Origin of the sequence: Pseudomonas sp. RL_5y_Pfl2_73, from assembly GCF_963970515.1 — a bacterium.
In the GTDB taxonomy this organism is placed as follows: Bacteria; Pseudomonadota; Gammaproteobacteria; order Pseudomonadales; family Pseudomonadaceae; genus Aquipseudomonas.
The window spans coordinates 92922-108781 of the sequence record NZ_CAXAPD010000002.1; the positions used below are offsets into that span (position 1 = coordinate 92922).

Consider the following 15860-nt stretch of genomic DNA (forward strand, 5'->3'; position numbering starts at 1 on the left):
TTTTTGTGGCGAGGGAGCTTGCTCCCGTTCGGTTCTGGAGCTGTCGAGCGAAGCGAGGCTGCGATCTTTCCACAGCCCATTGAATCGAGAGCGAAAGATCAAACTCAAAAGATCGTCCGAACGCGGCCCGAGCCTTCGCCAGCTCCTACAGAACCCAGCGAGAGCAAGTCCTGCGCTCCCCAAAAAAAAGCGGACAGCCTTGGCTGTCCGCAAATATGCGCACATAGAGAGGAGCTTATCGCAACAGCGTTAGAACACCGACTGAATTTTCAGGCCGGCCACCAGCGCGTTGTCGACTTCATCCACACCACCTGGGTGAGTGATGTATTGCAGGTTGGGACGCACGGTCAGCCAGTTGGTCACGTGGAAACCGTAGTTGATCTCGTAGTTGTACTCGGTGCCACGCAACGGCGCGAACAGTGGATCATCGTAGTCGCTGACGCCATTGGCGGCGTTGACCAGTTCGGCGTTTTTCTTCACGTCTTCGTTGACATGGATACGGGAGAAACCGATCCCGACGTCATCTTTAGGACGCGCATCGAACGGCCCTTTGTACACGAACATCAGCGACTGGTAGTTGTCGACGAAGTTGGTTTCCTTGTCGTGGAAGGTGGCGTTGGCGGCGATGTTCAGACCGCGCGAAGCGTCACCGTTGTGGGTGGTGAGCTGTTGCTGCGCCACGAACCAGTAGCCGTCCTTGCTGCTGTGGCTGCGATAGGCGTTGCCGGTGGTCGCGGCGTCGTTGCCATCGTCGTCCTTACGGACGTCATCTGCCTTGGCCGTACTTTTGTAGTAACCGATACGGTACTCGCCCGGCAGACTATTGAGCTTGGGCGACCAGACCAACTCGATCGGAATGAGAGTGCCCTTGGTGCCACTGCCGCTGAGTTTATAGCGGTTTTTGTTTTCCAGTTGCGAAGGGTTCTGGTTGTAGGCACCGATCTGCGCGTAGAGCTCAGGCGTGAGGTTGTACTTGACGCGAATCGCCGCCTGCATGATCGGCCAGTTGTACCAGATGCCGGTTGCCCAGTTACCCGCTTGGGAACCGCAAAACGCCAGGTTCTGGAACTCGCACGGGAAGGTGTTGAAGTCTTCGCCTGGACCGTAATAACCGGCTTTGACATCCAGCTTACTGTCGAAATACTTTTGCTGGATCCACAACTGGGTCAGACGGGTGGTTTGCCCACGACCCCAGACTTCCTGGGAAGAACTGAGGGTACCGGCACGTGGATCGCCGATACGGTCGTTAGAGATGTTGCGACCATCACGCCGGGTGAACTGAATCTTGGCCGTTGTGTCGCCCCAGCCCGCCAGTTTTTCCAGGTCCAGCGCGACGCCCAAGCCAAACTGCTGGGACCAACGCGCCGTCTTGTCATCGTTGTAACCGCCGTCGAGGTTGGCGCCCATCTCACCGACGAAGTCAGCCTTGATATCGATACCTTGTTCGATCAGCTTGGTCCGCTCGCCCCCCCAGTCACCCGTCATCCACTGCGAATCGGCGCTGAACGCGTCGGCAGCGTGTGCGCTACCGGCCAGCATCATCGCCGCAACGGCTGATAGCTGGCAGATAAGCTGGGCGTTGTTTTTCTTCTTCATCCCTACATCCTCGTCTTTATTGTTATTAACTGTTTTTATCTAACGCGGTTTACAACGATTGCGGCGGATGTCCCCATCCACCGCATACTCCTTGCTGTGGAAGCAGGCCTGCTCCCCCATCTGTTCTTCATCGGCCTTTGAACTGCGCCACGTTCGCCGACCGGGCATCTGCCTGCGGCTGACCGGCCACGCCCAGGCGTTCACCGGACTGAGCGTCGAACAGCAGCACTTTCGACGGATCGAATTGCAGCGTCAGGGTCTCCCCGACTTGCGGCGCCACGTCCGGCGCCAGGCGGCAGCAGACCTTGGTGTCGTTGAGATTGACGAACACCAGGGTGTCCGGCCCGGTAGGCTCGGTGACCTGGACTTCGGCGCGAATGGTCGGCAAGCCATTGGACTCGCTGCCCGCCAGCATGATCTGCTCCGGGCGCATACCCAGGATCACCTCACGGTCTTCCAGGCCGGCGTCCTGCATGCCCATCGGCAGTTCGCAACGGGCCTGGCCACTGTCGAGCAGCGCCAGCAGGCGACCGTCCTTGCGTTGCAGGCGCAGTGGGATGAAGTTCATCGGTGGCGAACCGATGAAACTCGCCACGAACAGGTTGGCCGGGTTGGTGTAGATGTCTTTCGGCGTACCGAACTGCTGGATGATCCCGTCCTTCATCACCGCCACTTTGTCGCCCAGGGTCATGGCTTCGATCTGGTCGTGGGTCACGTAGACCGTGGTGGTCTTCAGGCGCTGGTGCATCAGTTTCATTTCGGTACGCATCTCGACCCGCAGCTTGGCGTCGAGGTTGGACAGCGGTTCGTCGAACAGGTAGATCTTCGGCCGCCGCGCCAGTGCCCGACCCATGGCCACGCGCTGTTGCTGGCCACCGGAAAGCTGGCCGGGCTTGCGATTGAGCAGGTGTTCGATTTGCAGCAGCTTGGCCACGCGGGTGACTTCTTCGTCGATGGCGGCCTGGTTCATCTTGCGAATTTTCAGGCCGAACTCGATGTTCTCGCGCACGCTCATGGTCGGGTACAGCGCGTAGGACTGGAACACCATGGCGATGTCACGATCCTTCGGGCTCATGCCGCTGACATCCTGATCACCGATCATGATCGCGCCACCGGTGATGGTCTCAAGGCCCGCGATGCAGTTCATCAGCGTCGACTTGCCGCAGCCCGAAGGCCCGACGAGAATCAGGAACTCACCGTCCTTGATCGACAACTCGATGTTCTTCAGGGTGTCCGGCAGGCCGGCACCATAGGTCTTGTTTACGTTGCGAAGTTCAAGCGTTGCCATGATTACCCCTTGACTGCGCCGGCCGTCAGACCGCGCACGAAATACTTGCCTGCGACCACATAGACCAGCAGGGTCGGCAGCCCGGCGATCATCGCCGCCGCCATGTCCACGTTGTATTCCTTGGCCCCGGTACTGGTGTTGACCAAGTTGTTCAGCGCCACCGTAATGGGCTGCGAGTCACCGCTGGAGAACACCACGCCGAACAGGAAGTCATTCCAGATCTGCGTGAACTGCCAGATGAGGCAGACCATGATGATCGGGGTGGACATCGGCAGGATGATCCGCCGGAAAATGGTGAAGAAACCCGCGCCGTCCAGCCGCGCCGCCTTGACCAGCGCATCGGGAATGCTGACGTAGTAGTTACGGAAGAACAGCGTGGTGAATGCCAGGCCGTAGACCACGTGCACGAACACCAGGCCGGAAGTGGTACTGGCCAGGCCCATTTTGCCGAGGGTGAACGAAGCCGGCAGCAGGACAGTCTGGAACGGCAGGAAGCAACCGAACAGCAGCAGGCCGAAGAACAACTGCGAGCCTCGGAAGCGCCACATCGACAACACGTAGCCGTTCAAGGCACCGATAGCCGTAGAGATCATGACCGCCGGCACAGTGATCTTGATCGAATTCCAGAAGTAACCGTCGACCGCCGCCCAGGCCTTGACCCAACCGATACCGCTGACCACGGTCGGCCAGCTCAGCAGGTTGCCGGTACTGATGTCCTCCGGCGTCTTGAAGCTGGTCAACAGCATGACCACCAACGGCACCAGGTAAAGCAGTACGGCGAGGATCAGTACCGCGTAGATCGCGATGCGACTCAGGCTGATGGAAGGTTTAGTAGCGAGACTAGTCATGACGCTTGGTCCTCAGCTCGGAGTACAGGTAAGGCACGATGATTGCGAGAATCGCACCGAGCATCAGGATTGCACTGGCCGAGCCCATGCCCATCTGACCGCGACTGAACGTGAAGGAATACATGAACATGGCTGGCAGGTCGGAGGAATAACCCGGGCCGCCGGCCGTCATCGCCGCCACCAGGTCGAAGCTCTTGATCGCGATGTGCGCCAGGATCATCACGGCGCTGAAGAACACCGGCCGCAGGCTCGGCAGCACCACTTTCCAGTAGATGCGCGGCATGCTTGCGCCATCGATCTGCGCGGCACGAATGATCGATTGATCGACACCGCGCAGGCCGGCCAGGAACATCGCCATGATGAAGCCCGAGGCCTGCCATACCGCTGCGATCACCAGGCAGTACACCACGCGATCCGGGTCGATCAGCCAATCCAGGCGGAAGCCTTCCCACCCCCAGTCACGCAACAATTTGTCCAGGCCCATGCCCGGGTTGAGCAGCCATTTCCAGGCCGTACCGGTGACGATCATCGAGAGCGCCATCGGGTACAGGTAAATGGTGCGGATGAAACCTTCACGACGAATGCGCTGGTCAAGGAACACCGCCAGCAACACGCCGATCACCAGCGTGATACCGATGAACAGGCCGCCGAACAGCGCCAGGTTCTTGCTTGCCACCCACCAGCGGTCGTTGTCCCACAACCGGGCATATTGCGCCAGGCCTGCCCATTTGTAGTTGGGCAAGAACGTCGAAGTGGTGAACGACAGGACGAACGTCCACAAGATATAGCCATAGAAGCCCACCAGAACGATGAACATGCTCGGCGCCAGCACCAGTTTTGGTAGCCAGCGCTGCAACACATCGAACGGCGAGGCCTTGCTGAACACAGCAACAGAACTCATGGGAAGATCCAAAACAAGGTTACAAGGACATCCCTTTGTGGGAGCAAGCTTGTGTGGGCGCTGCGCTTGCTCGCGATGAAGGCACCTCGGTCTTTCTAATGACCACGTCATCGTTCATCGCGAGCAAGCCTTGCTCCCACAGTCTCGCCCCCACATGGGGACTGCGGCGCTAATTACTTGGCAGACTGGACCGCTGCGCCCAGTTTCTTGGCAGCATCGGCAGGGTCGGCTTTCGGGTCGTTGATGTAGTTGGTCACCACATCAAAGAACGCCCCCTGTACGGCCAGCGTGGTCGCCATGTTGTGCGCCATGCTTGGCTGTAGGCCGCCGGACTTGGCGTCCGCCAGGAAGTCCTTGGCAGCGGTCTGTGCGCAGGAATCGAAACCGTACTTGGCCATGTCGCCCAGCATGTCGTTACGCACCGGGATCGAGCCCTTGTTGATGCTGAAGACTTTCTGGAAGTTCTCACCCAACACGACCCTGGCGATGTCCTGCTGGCCAGCCGCGGTGCCATCGTCCTTCTGCTTGAACACCGCCAGGGAGTCGATGTTGTAGGTGAAGGCCTTGTCGGTGCCCGGGAAGGCAACGCACTCGTAGTCCTTGCCGGCGACTTTCTTCGCCGCGGTCCATTCGCTCTTGGCCCAGTCACCCATGATCTGCATGCCGGCCTTGCCGTTGATGACCTTGGCCGCTTCCAGGTTCCAGTCCTGCCCTTTACCGTCAACGTCCATGTAGGTCGCGATTTTCTTCAGCTCGGTCAACGCCTTGACCATGTCCGGCCCGGTCAGTGCCTTGTTGTCCAGGTCGACCAAGGCCTTTTTGTAGCCATCGGCGCCCATGACCGAAAGCACCACGGCTTCGAACACGGTGCTGTCCTGCCAAGGCTGGCCACCGTGGGCAAGCGCGATGAAACCCGCGGCCTTGAGCTTGTCGCCCGCCGCGTAGAATTCTTCGAGGGTGGTCGGAGCTTTTTCGATGCCGGCTTTCTTGAAGACTTGCGGGTTGATCCACAGCCAGTTGACGCGGTGGATGTTCACCGGCACGGCAACGTAGTCACCTTCGTACTTCACGGTATCGGAGACTTTCTTATCGAGCAGGCTGTCCCACTTCTCTGCTTTGGCAACGTCTTTCAGCACGTCGGTGTCGAGCAGCCCGGTGGACGCCCATTCCTGGATGTCCGGGCCCTTGATCTGGGCGACACCCGGTGGGTTGCCGGCCACCGCACGGCTCTTGAGCACAGTCATGGCAGTGGAACCACCACCCCCGGCGACAGCGCCGTCCTTCCAGGTAAAGCCGTCTTTTTCTACCTGGGCCTTGAGCACATCGACCGCGGCTTTTTCGCCACCCGACGTCCACCAGTGGACGACTTCCACGGAACCTTTGGATTCAGCGGCAAGGGTAGTGACAGGGAATGCTGCGACGGGAAGCAAGGAAGCAAGAGAAATGACAGTAGCGAGGCGAGAAATCGCATTCATCTAGAATTACCTTTCTTGTTGTTATGCATGCAAGTCTGGTGCTTGCGCTGCATAGATTCTAATCAGAGGGAATCCCTTCGCAGGTAACGAAGGGACGTGTAAATGTCACGACATGGTTACACAGGCGAAGCGCTGGATAACCGCGCCAGGGCTGACGCCATGCTCGGTGCCAGGGGCAGGCGCGGAATCAAGACCGCCTGCCAGGCGTGATACAGGTCCGGCTTGCCCGGCCAGATGTCGGCGCTGGGGCAATTCTGCGGATCGAGTTCGTGATGCCAGCTGCCGTTGCAGCGGTCGATGAAATGTTTGTCACAGAACTCCCAGAAGCGCCGGTACCAGGCTTCGTACTTCGCCTCGTCGGTGCGTTTGAGCAAGGCGCTGGCAGCAGCCGCCGCTTCGGCGTGAACCCAGTGCAGGCGATGGCGAACCACGGCGCGGTTGTCCCAATCCAGGGTGTAGACAATGCCCGGCGCACCATCGACGCCCCAGCCGTGGTGGCAGTTCTGATCGAAGAGTTTTTGTGCGTCCTGGGCCAGCCAACCCGGGGTCAACATGCCGATCTGGACCCGTGCCGCTTCAAGGTGCAGCAGCAGTCGCGCCCATTCGAAACCGTGGCCTGGGGTGGTGCCATAGGGGCGAAAACCATCGGCAGGATTGTCCTGGTTGTATTCGCGCAGCGGCTGCCAGTGGCGATCGAAGTGCTCCACCACCAAGTAGTCATTGGTGGCGGCATGGCCGTGGATCACCCGTTCGACGATGTGCAGGGCGCGGGTCAGCCAACGTGGGTCGTCGGTGACATCGGCCAGGGCGAGGAAGGCTTCGGTGGCGTGCATGTTGCTATTGGCGCCACGATAGGCCTCTTCCTCGCTCCAATCGCGGTTAAAGGATTCGCGCAGCGCCCCCTCTTCTTCGCTCCAGAAATGCTCATCGATGATCCGCACCGCCTCATCCAGCAAAGCCTGGGCGCCGGGACGCTGGGCCACCACCGCGGAACTGGCCGCCAGGGCAACGAATGCATGCAGGTAGGCCGCCTTGCCCGCGCCGTCTTCATCAGGCCGCGTCGTGGCAAACCAGCCACCGTGCTCGGCGTCGCGCAAAGGGCCGCTCAGCGCCTGGACGCCGTGGTCTACCAGCTCGGCAAAGCCCGGCAGGCCCTGGATGTGGGCCATGGCGAAGCTGTGGGTCATGCGCGCAGTGTTCATGGTCTCGGCCTGGGCATCGGCCGGCAGATGGCCACGCTCGTCCAGGTTGCCAAAGCCGTCCGCCAGCTTCGACGCCTGGGCGAACGCCAGCAGCCGCAAGCCTTCGTCGGCAAGCCATTGCTGATGGGCAGGGGCATTCAGCCAACTGCTGAAGGCCGGTTGGAAGGTGTCCATTGGGTGGTACCTTTTTTCTTGTTTTGACGCAGGGAGTCTAAACAAGGGATGGCGAGGGGCAGGTAACGAAAGGGGCGAGTTATGTCACCGAGTTGTGACATTTACCTGGGAGAGGCGTTGAGGCTACTGGCGCCATCGCGAGCAAGCTCGCTTGTACAAGGAGATCGGTGTTCCATGACACCCACTGTGGGAGCGAGCCTGCTCGCGATGAACGATAACGCGGACCGATCAATCGACACTGCGGGGCAACTGCAACGTCACCCGCAAACCGCCTTCACGCAGGTTCTGCAAGCTCACTTCCCCGCCATGGCTGTGGGCGATGTTGCGGGCGATGCCCAGGCCCAGGCCATAACCTTGCTGTTGCCCGGCGAGGCGGAAGTGCGGTTCGAAGACTTGCTCCAGGCGCTGTTCCGGCACACCGGGACCTTCGTCGTCGACGTGCAGGATGAACGCGGCTTCATCGTCATCGATGTGCAGATGGGCGTTCTGCCCGTATTTCAAGGCGTTGTCGATCAGGTTGCCGATGCAGCGTTTGAGGGCCAGCGGCTTGCCGGGATATGGCGCCAGCGCCCGGCCATCCTGAGTCACCTGGCCGTTGCCGTTGGGCGCCAGGTAAGGTTCGACCAGGCAATCGAGCACATGGTTGAGGTCCACCGGCTCGATGTTTTCGTGGATGTCGGTGTCCTTGACGCATTGCAGCGCGCCTTTGACCAGCAGTTCCAGCTCATCCAGGTCACGACCGAACTTGGCCTGCAGGTTCTCGTCTTCCAGCAGCTCGACCCGCAGCCGCAATCGGGTGATCGGTGTGCGCAAGTCGTGGGAGATCGCGCTGAACAACTGGCTGCGTTCCGTCAGGTACCGACTGATGCGTTCGCGCATGGCATTGAACGCCCGCCCCACCTCCACCACTTCGCTGCCGCCGCCCTCGGCCACTGGCTCCACTTCGGCGCCCAGGGACATGTCTCGCGCGGCCCGGGCCAGACGTTTGAGCGGCCGGCTCTGCCAGTGCACCAGCAAACCGATGAACAGCAACAACAAGCTGCTGGTGAGCACAATGAAACCGACCTGTTGCTTGGGCAGGCCTTGCTCTTCAAGGCTGGTGTAGGGTTCGGGCAGCAGCGAGGCGATGTACAGCCATTCTCCCGGCGCCATCTGGATCTGCGTGACCAGCACCGGAGGGTTCACCGGTTCCAGGGTCAAGGCGTAGTGAGCCCACGAACGGGGCAGTTCATCGAGTTTGAGCCCAGCATTGAAAATCCGCAGGTCATCGGGGCTGACGAACGTCACCGAGATGTCGGCGCTACTGCCCAACGAGCGACGCAGCACATCGTCCACCGCCTTGAGCACCGCCAGTTTGCGCGGCGTGACCGGCAGCACATCCATGCCCAGGGGCTTGTCGTTGAGGGTGACGACAAACCGCGTGCCGCCCATGCTGCGCAACTGGTCCAGCACCAATGGCCGGTACGCCACCGGCAGAGAACGCAAATAACTGACGCTGGCGGTCATCGAATGGGCCAGGCTGCGGGCGCTGGTGACCAGACCTTCGAGCTGGGTGGCGCGCAGTTGCGCGACCCAGATCAGGCTCGACAAGGTCTGGGCGAACAACACCACCAGCAACGTCAGCAACAGCATCCGTCCTAGCAACGAGCGCGGCACCGGCACCCGTCGGGCGACTTTTTTGAACCCGTCAATGACCATTGCTGGCAACCACACTGGCCGCCAGTTGATAACCGCTGCCACGCACCGTGCGAATCAGCCGCGGCGGCTTGTCGGTGTCACGCAGGCGCTGGCGCAGACGGCTGACCGCCATGTCGACGATCCGATCCAGGGGCATCAACTCACGACCACGGGTCGCATTGCCGATGGTGTCGCGATCGAGGATTTCCTGGGGATGATCGAGAAACAACTTGAGCAGGGCGAAATCGGCACCGGAGAGAATCACCTCTTCGCCGTCGGCGTGAAACAGCCGATGGCTGACCATGTCCAGCCGCCATTCATCGAAGGCCAGCACTTCGCCGCCGGAGCGTTCCTGGCCAAATTGCGCCCGACGCAGCAGCGCCTTGATGCGCGCCTGCAATTCACGCGGACTGAAAGGCTTGCCCAGGTAATCATCGGCGCCCAACTCAAGGCCGATGACCCGGTCGGCCTCGTCGGAACTGGCGGTGAGCATGATGATCGGCACATGGGCCTGGCGTGGGTGCTGACGAACCCAGCGGCAAAGGCTGAAGCCGTCTTCATCGGGCAGCATCACATCGAGGATCACCAGGTCGCTCGGCGCATCGTTCAGCGCCTGGCGAAACCCGGCGCCGTCGGGTGTGGTCCGCACCTGGAAACCCGCACGACTGAGGTAGGTGTCCAGCAGTTCGCGAATCTCCTGGTCGTCGTCGACCAACAAAATCGATTTGTTCACTGAACTCACGGGCCTCGTCCTTGTTGTTTGGATGGGGGCGATTATGCCTGATGGATGAGGACTACAAACACACTACCCCCCTTGTGAGAGCGGGCTTGCCCGCCCCACAAGGGGTCGTATTTCAAACTTCAAGCGTGCGCCGACTGCTCCAACGCCACACCCGCGCCCATCAGGCCGGAGTACGGCGCGGTCACCAGCCAGACCGGAATGCCCTTGAAGTAATCGCTCATGCAGCCCTTGTCGGCGAAGCAGCGGACGAAACCACTTTCGAGGAAGAAATCGGCAAACCGCGGGACCACGCCCCCGACGATGTAGACACCGCCGCGCCCGCCCAGCGTCAACACATTATTGCCGGCCACACGCCCCAGCCAGCGGCAGAACTGCTCGAGCACTTCGAGGGCAATGGGGTCGCCAGCCAGGCCGGCGGCAGTGATGGATTCGGGGGTGTCGAGTACCGGCACATGGCCATCCACCGCGCAAATGGCCCGGTACACCCGAGGCAACCCGCTGCCACTCAGGGCGGTTTCGGCGCTGACATGGCCGATTTCGTTGTAGATGTGCTGCCACAGCTGGGTTTCCCGCGGGCTGCTCATGGGCAGGTCGACATGGCCGCCCTCCCCCGGCAACGCCGCGAAACGGCCTTCGCCCAAGTCCAGCAACGTACCAACGCCCAACCCGGTGCCTGGGCCGATCACCACTGCCGGGCGCAACGGCTCCGGGGTGCCTTCGCACACGACCCGGTATTCATCGGGATGCAAACGGGTCATGCCCAGGGCCATGGCCGAGAAGTCGTTGACCAGCACCAGCTTCTCCACTTGCAAGGTCTGGCAGAACGCCAGGTTGCTCAGGCGCCAATGATTGTTGGTAAAGCGAAACTCATCGCCGCTCACGGGACCGGCCACCGACAGGCACACCGAACCGACGGCGCCCGGCTTCAGGCCCAAGCCGTTCAGGTACACCTGGATGGCATCTTCCGGGCAGGCATAATCGGCCGTTGCCAGCACCTGAATGTTTTCCAGGGTGTGGTTTTTCCACAGCGCAAAGCGTGCGTTGGTCCCACCGATGTCACCGACCAAAGCCAGTTTCAATTAAGCGTCTCCAGGGCAGAAGTGAAGGCGCTGGCGCCCTGCTCCGCGGAGCTGAAGGCCATGCGCATGAAACCGAACAGCTCGCGACCGGTGCCGATGTTGTTGCCCAACAGGCCCTTGGCCGGCGTGCGCGCGGCGAATTCCTCGGCGTCCACCTTCAATTCCAAGGTGCCTTTGACGCCATCGACACGGATGATATCGCCCTCCTGCACCCGGGCCAATGCACCGCCGACATAGGCTTCGGGGCTGACATGAATGGCCGCCGGGATTTTCCCCGACGCGCCAGACATGCGCCCGTCGGTCACCAGCGCCACTTTGAAGCCACGATCCTGCAGCACGCCGAGGAACGGCGTCATTTTATGCAGCTCGGGCATGCCATTGGAGCGCGGCCCCTGGAAGCGCATCACCGCGACAAAATCTTTCTCCAGCAGGCCAGCCTTGAATGCATCGGCCAGGTCCTGCTGATCCTGGAACACCATCGCTGGCGCTTCGACAATCTGGTTTTCCAAGGCCACGGCGGAGACCTTCATCACCCCACGGCCCAAGTTGCCTTCCATCACCCGCAGGCCGCCTTCAGACGAGAACGCGCGAGCCACTGGGCGCAGGATGTTTTCGTCAAGACTTTCGATCGGGCCGTCGCGCCACACCAGCTCGCCGTCCTCGAGGAACGGTTCCTGGGTGTAACGGCTCAGGCCGTGACCGAGCACGGTGTTGACGTTTTCGTGGAGCAAACCGGCTTCCAGCAATTCACGGATCAGGAACGACATGCCGCCCGCCGCCTGGAAGTGGTTGATGTCAGCCTTACCGTTCGGGTAGACGTGGCTCAGGGTCGGCACCACCTCGGAGAGGTCGGCCATGTCCTGCCAGGTCAGTTGGATACCCGCCGCCATGGCGATGGCCGGCATGTGCAGGGTGTGGTTGGTGGAGCCGCCGGTGGCATGCAACGCGACGATGGAGTTGACCAGCGAGCGTTCGTCGACGATTTCGCCGATAGGCATGAAGTTGCCGCTTTGCTTGGTCATGCGCGTGACCTGGAACGCCGCTTCACGGGTCAGGGCATCGCGCAGTGGCGTATTCGGGTTGACGAACGAGGCGCCCGGCAAGTGCAGACCCATCACTTCCATCAACAACTGGTTGGTGTTGGCGGTGCCGTAAAAGGTACAGGTGCCGGGGCTGTGGTAGGACTTCATCTCCGATTCCAGCAGCTCTTCGCGGGTGGCCTTGCCTTCGGCATAGCGCTGGCGCACGTCGGCTTTTTCCTTATTGGAAATGCCCGAGACCATCGGCCCGCCTGGCACGAAGATCGTCGGCAAGTGGCCGAAGCGCAGCGCGCCCATCATCAGGCCTGGGACGATCTTGTCGCAGATGCCGAGCATCAGTGCGCCGTCAAACATGTTGTGGGACAGCGCCACCGCCGTGGAGAGCGCGATCACTTCGCGGCTCGGCAGACTCAGTTCCATCCCCGCCTCGCCCTGGGTCACGCCGTCGCACATCGCTGGCGTGCCACCGGCGAACTGGCCGACCGAGCCAATCTCGCGCAGGGCTTTCTTGATCTGTTCCGGGAAGGTTTCGTAGGGCTGGTGGGCCGAAAGCATGTCGTTATAGGACGACACGATGGCGATGTTGGCGGCGTTCATCATCCGCAGGTGATGCTTGTCTTCGGTGCCGCAACCCGCCACGCCGTGCGCGAAGTTGGCGCATTGCAGCTTGCCGCGCATCGGACCGTCGCTGGCTGCATCGTGGATCAATGCAAGGTAAGCCTGACGCGTGGCGCGGCTGCGGGCGATAAGCCGTTCGGTGACCTCAAGAACGCGGGGATGCATGTGTAGAACTCCAGGCTAACGGGTGTGGCGACCTGATTGTCTATGCTGATCAAAAGCCCACTGCACGCTGTGTAAAAGGCGAGACGACAGACGGTTTTTGACCATTCGGACCAGTTGATTCAGGTCACTCGTTGTAGATAAAACAAAATATTGCCATTAAAAAGGCTTGTTTTCTATTTTTATGCGAATAATCTTGTAATTCCAACAACAAATCGACGGCGGCGCATTTAATGACTCTTCGAATCGCAATCAATGGTTTTGGCCGCATCGGCCGCAACGTCCTCCGTGCACTGTATACCCAAGGCTATCGTCGCGACCTGCAGATCGTCGCCATCAACGACCTGGGCGACAGTGCAATCAATGCCCATCTGCTCAAGTTCGACACCGTCCACGGCACGTTCGATGCTGACGTGCAGCATGATCACGAAAGCCTGACGGTCAATGGCGACCGCATCTCTGTCAGTGCCATCCGCAATCCGGCCGAACTGCCCTGGGCGGCCGAGAAGATCGACGTCGTTTTCGAATGCACCGGCCTGTTTACCGACCGTGCCAAGGCAGCCGCGCATCTCAGCGCCGGTGCCCGCAAGGTGATCATTTCGGCTCCGGCCAAAGGCGCCGATGCCACCGTCGTGTATGGCGTGAACCACGATATCCTGCGCCAGTCCCACCAGATCATCTCCAACGCTTCGTGCACCACCAACTGCCTGGCCCCTGTGGCCCAGGTGCTGCACCGCGAACTGGGCATCGAAAGCGGCCTGATGACCACCATCCATGCCTACACCAACGACCAGAACCTGACCGACGTCTACCACAGCGACCCGTACCGCGCCCGTTCGGCTACCCAGAACATGATCCCGAGCAAAACCGGCGCCGCCGAAGCGGTGGGCCTGGTGCTGCCGGAGCTGGCGGGCAAGCTGACCGGCATGGCGGTGCGTGTACCGGTGATCAACGTGTCCCTGGTGGATCTGACCGTGCAACTCAAGCGCGAAGCCTCGGCCGAAGAAGTCAACGAACTGCTGCGCCAGGCCAGCCAGCATTCGAAGGTCCTCGGCTACAACACCCTGCCGCTGGTCTCCAGTGACTTCAACCACAATCCGCTGTCGTCGATCTTTGACGCCAACCACACCAAGGCCAGCGGCAAGCTGCTCAAGGTACTGGCCTGGTATGACAACGAATGGGGCTTCTCCAACCGCATGCTGGATAACTGCCTGGCGTTGTGTAACGCCGAATAATGTTCGGCACCGTAGGAGCTGCCGCAGGCTGCGATCTTTTCAGGCTCAATTGAATCGCGAGCGAAACATCAAGATCAAAAGATCGAAGCCTGCGGCAGCTCCTACGAGGAATCAGCGCTTGACCAAAAGAGTAGATGATAAGCATTATCATCTACTCGAACCGGATCGGGCCCTACCGTGAGTCAATCGCGCTTTCATCACGTCTTCCTCGCCCAGCGCACGCCGCTGCTGCGCACCCTCGAGCGCATGGTCAGCAACCCCAGCACTGCCGAAGACCTGCTTCAGGAAACCTACCTGCGCGTCACCCGCGCACTGGGCGAACGCACGGTCGAGCACCTCGAACCCTTTGTTTTCCAGACAGCCCGCAACCTCGCGCTGGACCATCTGCGTGCCCGGCGCATCCAGTCGCGGAGCGTGCTGGATGACGTACCGCCGGAGGTCGTCCACAACGTCGTCGCCCCCCAGAGCAGTGCCGAGGACGCCGCCCATGCCCAACAACTGCTTGAGCGCCTGAACGTCAGCCTCCAGGCCCTGAGTTCGCGACAGCAGCAGATTTTCATTCTCAGCCGCCTGCAGGGTCACAGTTACCAGCAAATCGCCGAACGCCTGGGCGTGTCCCTGAGCACCGTGCAAAAGGAACTGAAACTGATCATGGCGATCTGTGTGGGAGTGGCTGAACGCAGCCACGGCGAGCAGTGACCCGCCCCACGCTTCAGGCCATAAGCTGCGTACACGCTTGCCACTTGCTGCATACAGCTTGTAGCTTGAGCCCGTGCCGCTAATACCGAGAACCCACTGTGACGGACAATCACCGCTCTGCCGAGCCCACTGTGACGCAGGAAACCGCCCATGCCATGGAGCAGGCGCTGGACTGGCTGATCCTGCTGGACAACCCCAGCGAGGAACAGACGCGGCAGTTCCACGCCTGGCTGGCGGCCGATCCACGCCACGGCGAGGCGTTCGCCCGGGCCCAGTCGATCTGGAACGGCCCGCAGGTGATGGAAAGTGCCCGCCGACTTGAAGCCACGTCCAAGGTCTCCGTGCTGTCGCGCCTGCGCGCCCACTGGAAACCCCTGGCCACCGCCGCCGTGCTGTTTCTCGGCCTGTTCAACTTCAGCGACCTGCCCCTGCGCTTGCAGGCCGACCACCTGACCGTGGTCGGTGAGCGCCAGCGCTTGCAGTTGGAGGACGGCTCCAAGGTCCTGCTCAACACTGATTCGGCCTTCTCCAGCACGTTCAACGAACAGCGGCATGTGGCGCGCCTGTACAAGGGCGAGGCATTTTTCGAAGTCCCGGGCAACCGTAACCTGCCGCTGGAAATCGATGCCGGCCCGGTCATGGCCAGCGTCAGCGACACCACGTTCGCCGTGCGTTACCTCGACGGCGTGGCCCAGGTCCAGGTGCAGCGCGGCGACGTGGACCTGCGGGCCACCCGCAACGACGCCCATGTACGACTGTCGGCCGGCGAAAGCATCCGCATCGGCCCCAACGGCTTCGACCACCCGGCCCGGCTCGATGCCAACACTGACCTGGCCTGGGTCCAGGGTCGGCTGGTGTTCGAAAACCGGCCACTGAGCCAGGTACTGGCCGAGCTGCGACGCTATTACCCCGGCTGGATCATCAACAGCAACGAACAGTTGGCCAACGTTGCCGTGACCGGCAATTACCGCCTCGACCAGCCATTGGACGTGGTCCGTTCGCTAGCCAATATCACCTCGGCGCAGCTTCAGGAGTTCCCGGCGCTGGTCATCTTGAACTAAATGAGAATTATTTTTACTCGATAGGCTCCGCTGATTCGTCTCGTTATAGTCAATGCAATTGAT

The 15860-nt window shown here is 60.9% G+C and carries 13 protein-coding genes; 3 read left to right on the plus strand and 10 right to left on the minus strand.

The window, feature by feature from the left end:
• Nucleotides 1-249 precede the first annotated feature (249 nt).
• The 10 genes from AACY42_RS02200 to edd form a co-directional block, all read right to left on the minus strand.
• Nucleotides 250-1596, minus strand: coding sequence for a carbohydrate porin (locus AACY42_RS02200; RefSeq protein WP_339475957.1), 1347 nt, complete (start codon nt 1594-1596; stop codon nt 250-252).
• Nucleotides 1597-1723: 127 nt separating this feature from the next.
• The gene (locus AACY42_RS02205) at nt 1724-2884 is read right to left on the minus strand and encodes an ABC transporter ATP-binding protein (RefSeq protein WP_339475960.1); all 1161 of its coding nucleotides are present in this window, start codon (nt 2882-2884) and stop codon (nt 1724-1726) included.
• A 2-nt stretch (nt 2885-2886) separates the two neighbouring features.
• The gene (locus AACY42_RS02210) at nt 2887-3732 is read right to left on the minus strand and encodes a carbohydrate ABC transporter permease (RefSeq protein ID WP_339475962.1); all 846 of its coding nucleotides are present in this window, start codon (nt 3730-3732) and stop codon (nt 2887-2889) included.
• Nucleotides 3725-4633, minus strand: coding sequence for a carbohydrate ABC transporter permease (locus tag AACY42_RS02215; RefSeq protein WP_339475964.1), 909 nt, complete (start codon nt 4631-4633; stop codon nt 3725-3727). Before AACY42_RS02215 ends, AACY42_RS02210 begins: the two co-directional genes overlap by 8 nt.
• Before the next feature lie 173 nt (nt 4634-4806).
• Nucleotides 4807-6108 carry an ABC transporter substrate-binding protein gene (locus AACY42_RS02220; protein WP_339475966.1) on the minus strand — a complete coding sequence of 434 codons (1302 nt, stop codon included), beginning with the start codon at nt 6106-6108 and terminating at the stop codon, nt 4807-4809.
• Nucleotides 6109-6224: 116 nt separating this feature from the next.
• Nucleotides 6225-7484: a D-mannose isomerase gene (locus tag AACY42_RS02225; RefSeq protein ID WP_339475969.1), complete on the minus strand. Its 1260-nt coding sequence runs from the start codon at nt 7482-7484 to the stop codon at nt 6225-6227.
• 228 nt (nt 7485-7712) lie between these two features.
• Nucleotides 7713-9182, minus strand: coding sequence for an ATP-binding protein (locus tag AACY42_RS02230; RefSeq protein WP_339475972.1), 1470 nt, complete (start codon nt 9180-9182; stop codon nt 7713-7715).
• On the minus strand, nt 9172-9903 hold the full coding sequence (locus tag AACY42_RS02235) for a response regulator transcription factor (RefSeq protein WP_339475975.1): 732 nt from the start codon (nt 9901-9903) through the stop codon (nt 9172-9174). Before AACY42_RS02235 ends, AACY42_RS02230 begins: the two co-directional genes overlap by 11 nt.
• A gap of 119 nt (nt 9904-10022) precedes the next feature.
• Nucleotides 10023-10982: a glucokinase gene (locus AACY42_RS02240; protein WP_339475977.1), complete on the minus strand. Its 960-nt coding sequence runs from the start codon at nt 10980-10982 to the stop codon at nt 10023-10025.
• Nucleotides 10979-12805: a phosphogluconate dehydratase gene (gene edd, locus AACY42_RS02245; RefSeq protein WP_339475979.1), complete on the minus strand. Its 1827-nt coding sequence runs from the start codon at nt 12803-12805 to the stop codon at nt 10979-10981. The genes AACY42_RS02240 and edd overlap by 4 nt, the downstream gene beginning before the upstream one ends.
• A gap of 230 nt (nt 12806-13035) precedes the next feature.
• Between edd and gap the strand changes: the two genes are divergently transcribed.
• The 3 genes from gap (at nt 13036) to AACY42_RS02260 (ending at nt 15797) form a co-directional block, all read left to right on the plus strand.
• Nucleotides 13036-14037 carry a type I glyceraldehyde-3-phosphate dehydrogenase gene (gene gap, locus AACY42_RS02250; protein ID WP_339475982.1) on the plus strand — a complete coding sequence of 334 codons (1002 nt, stop codon included), beginning with the start codon at nt 13036-13038 and terminating at the stop codon, nt 14035-14037.
• 177 nt (nt 14038-14214) lie between these two features.
• Nucleotides 14215-14736 carry an RNA polymerase sigma factor gene (locus tag AACY42_RS02255; RefSeq protein WP_339475984.1) on the plus strand — a complete coding sequence of 174 codons (522 nt, stop codon included), beginning with the start codon at nt 14215-14217 and terminating at the stop codon, nt 14734-14736.
• A 98-nt stretch (nt 14737-14834) separates the two neighbouring features.
• Nucleotides 14835-15797 carry a FecR family protein gene (locus AACY42_RS02260; protein WP_339475987.1) on the plus strand — a complete coding sequence of 321 codons (963 nt, stop codon included), beginning with the start codon at nt 14835-14837 and terminating at the stop codon, nt 15795-15797.
• The last annotated feature ends 63 nt before the right edge of the window (nt 15798-15860 follow it).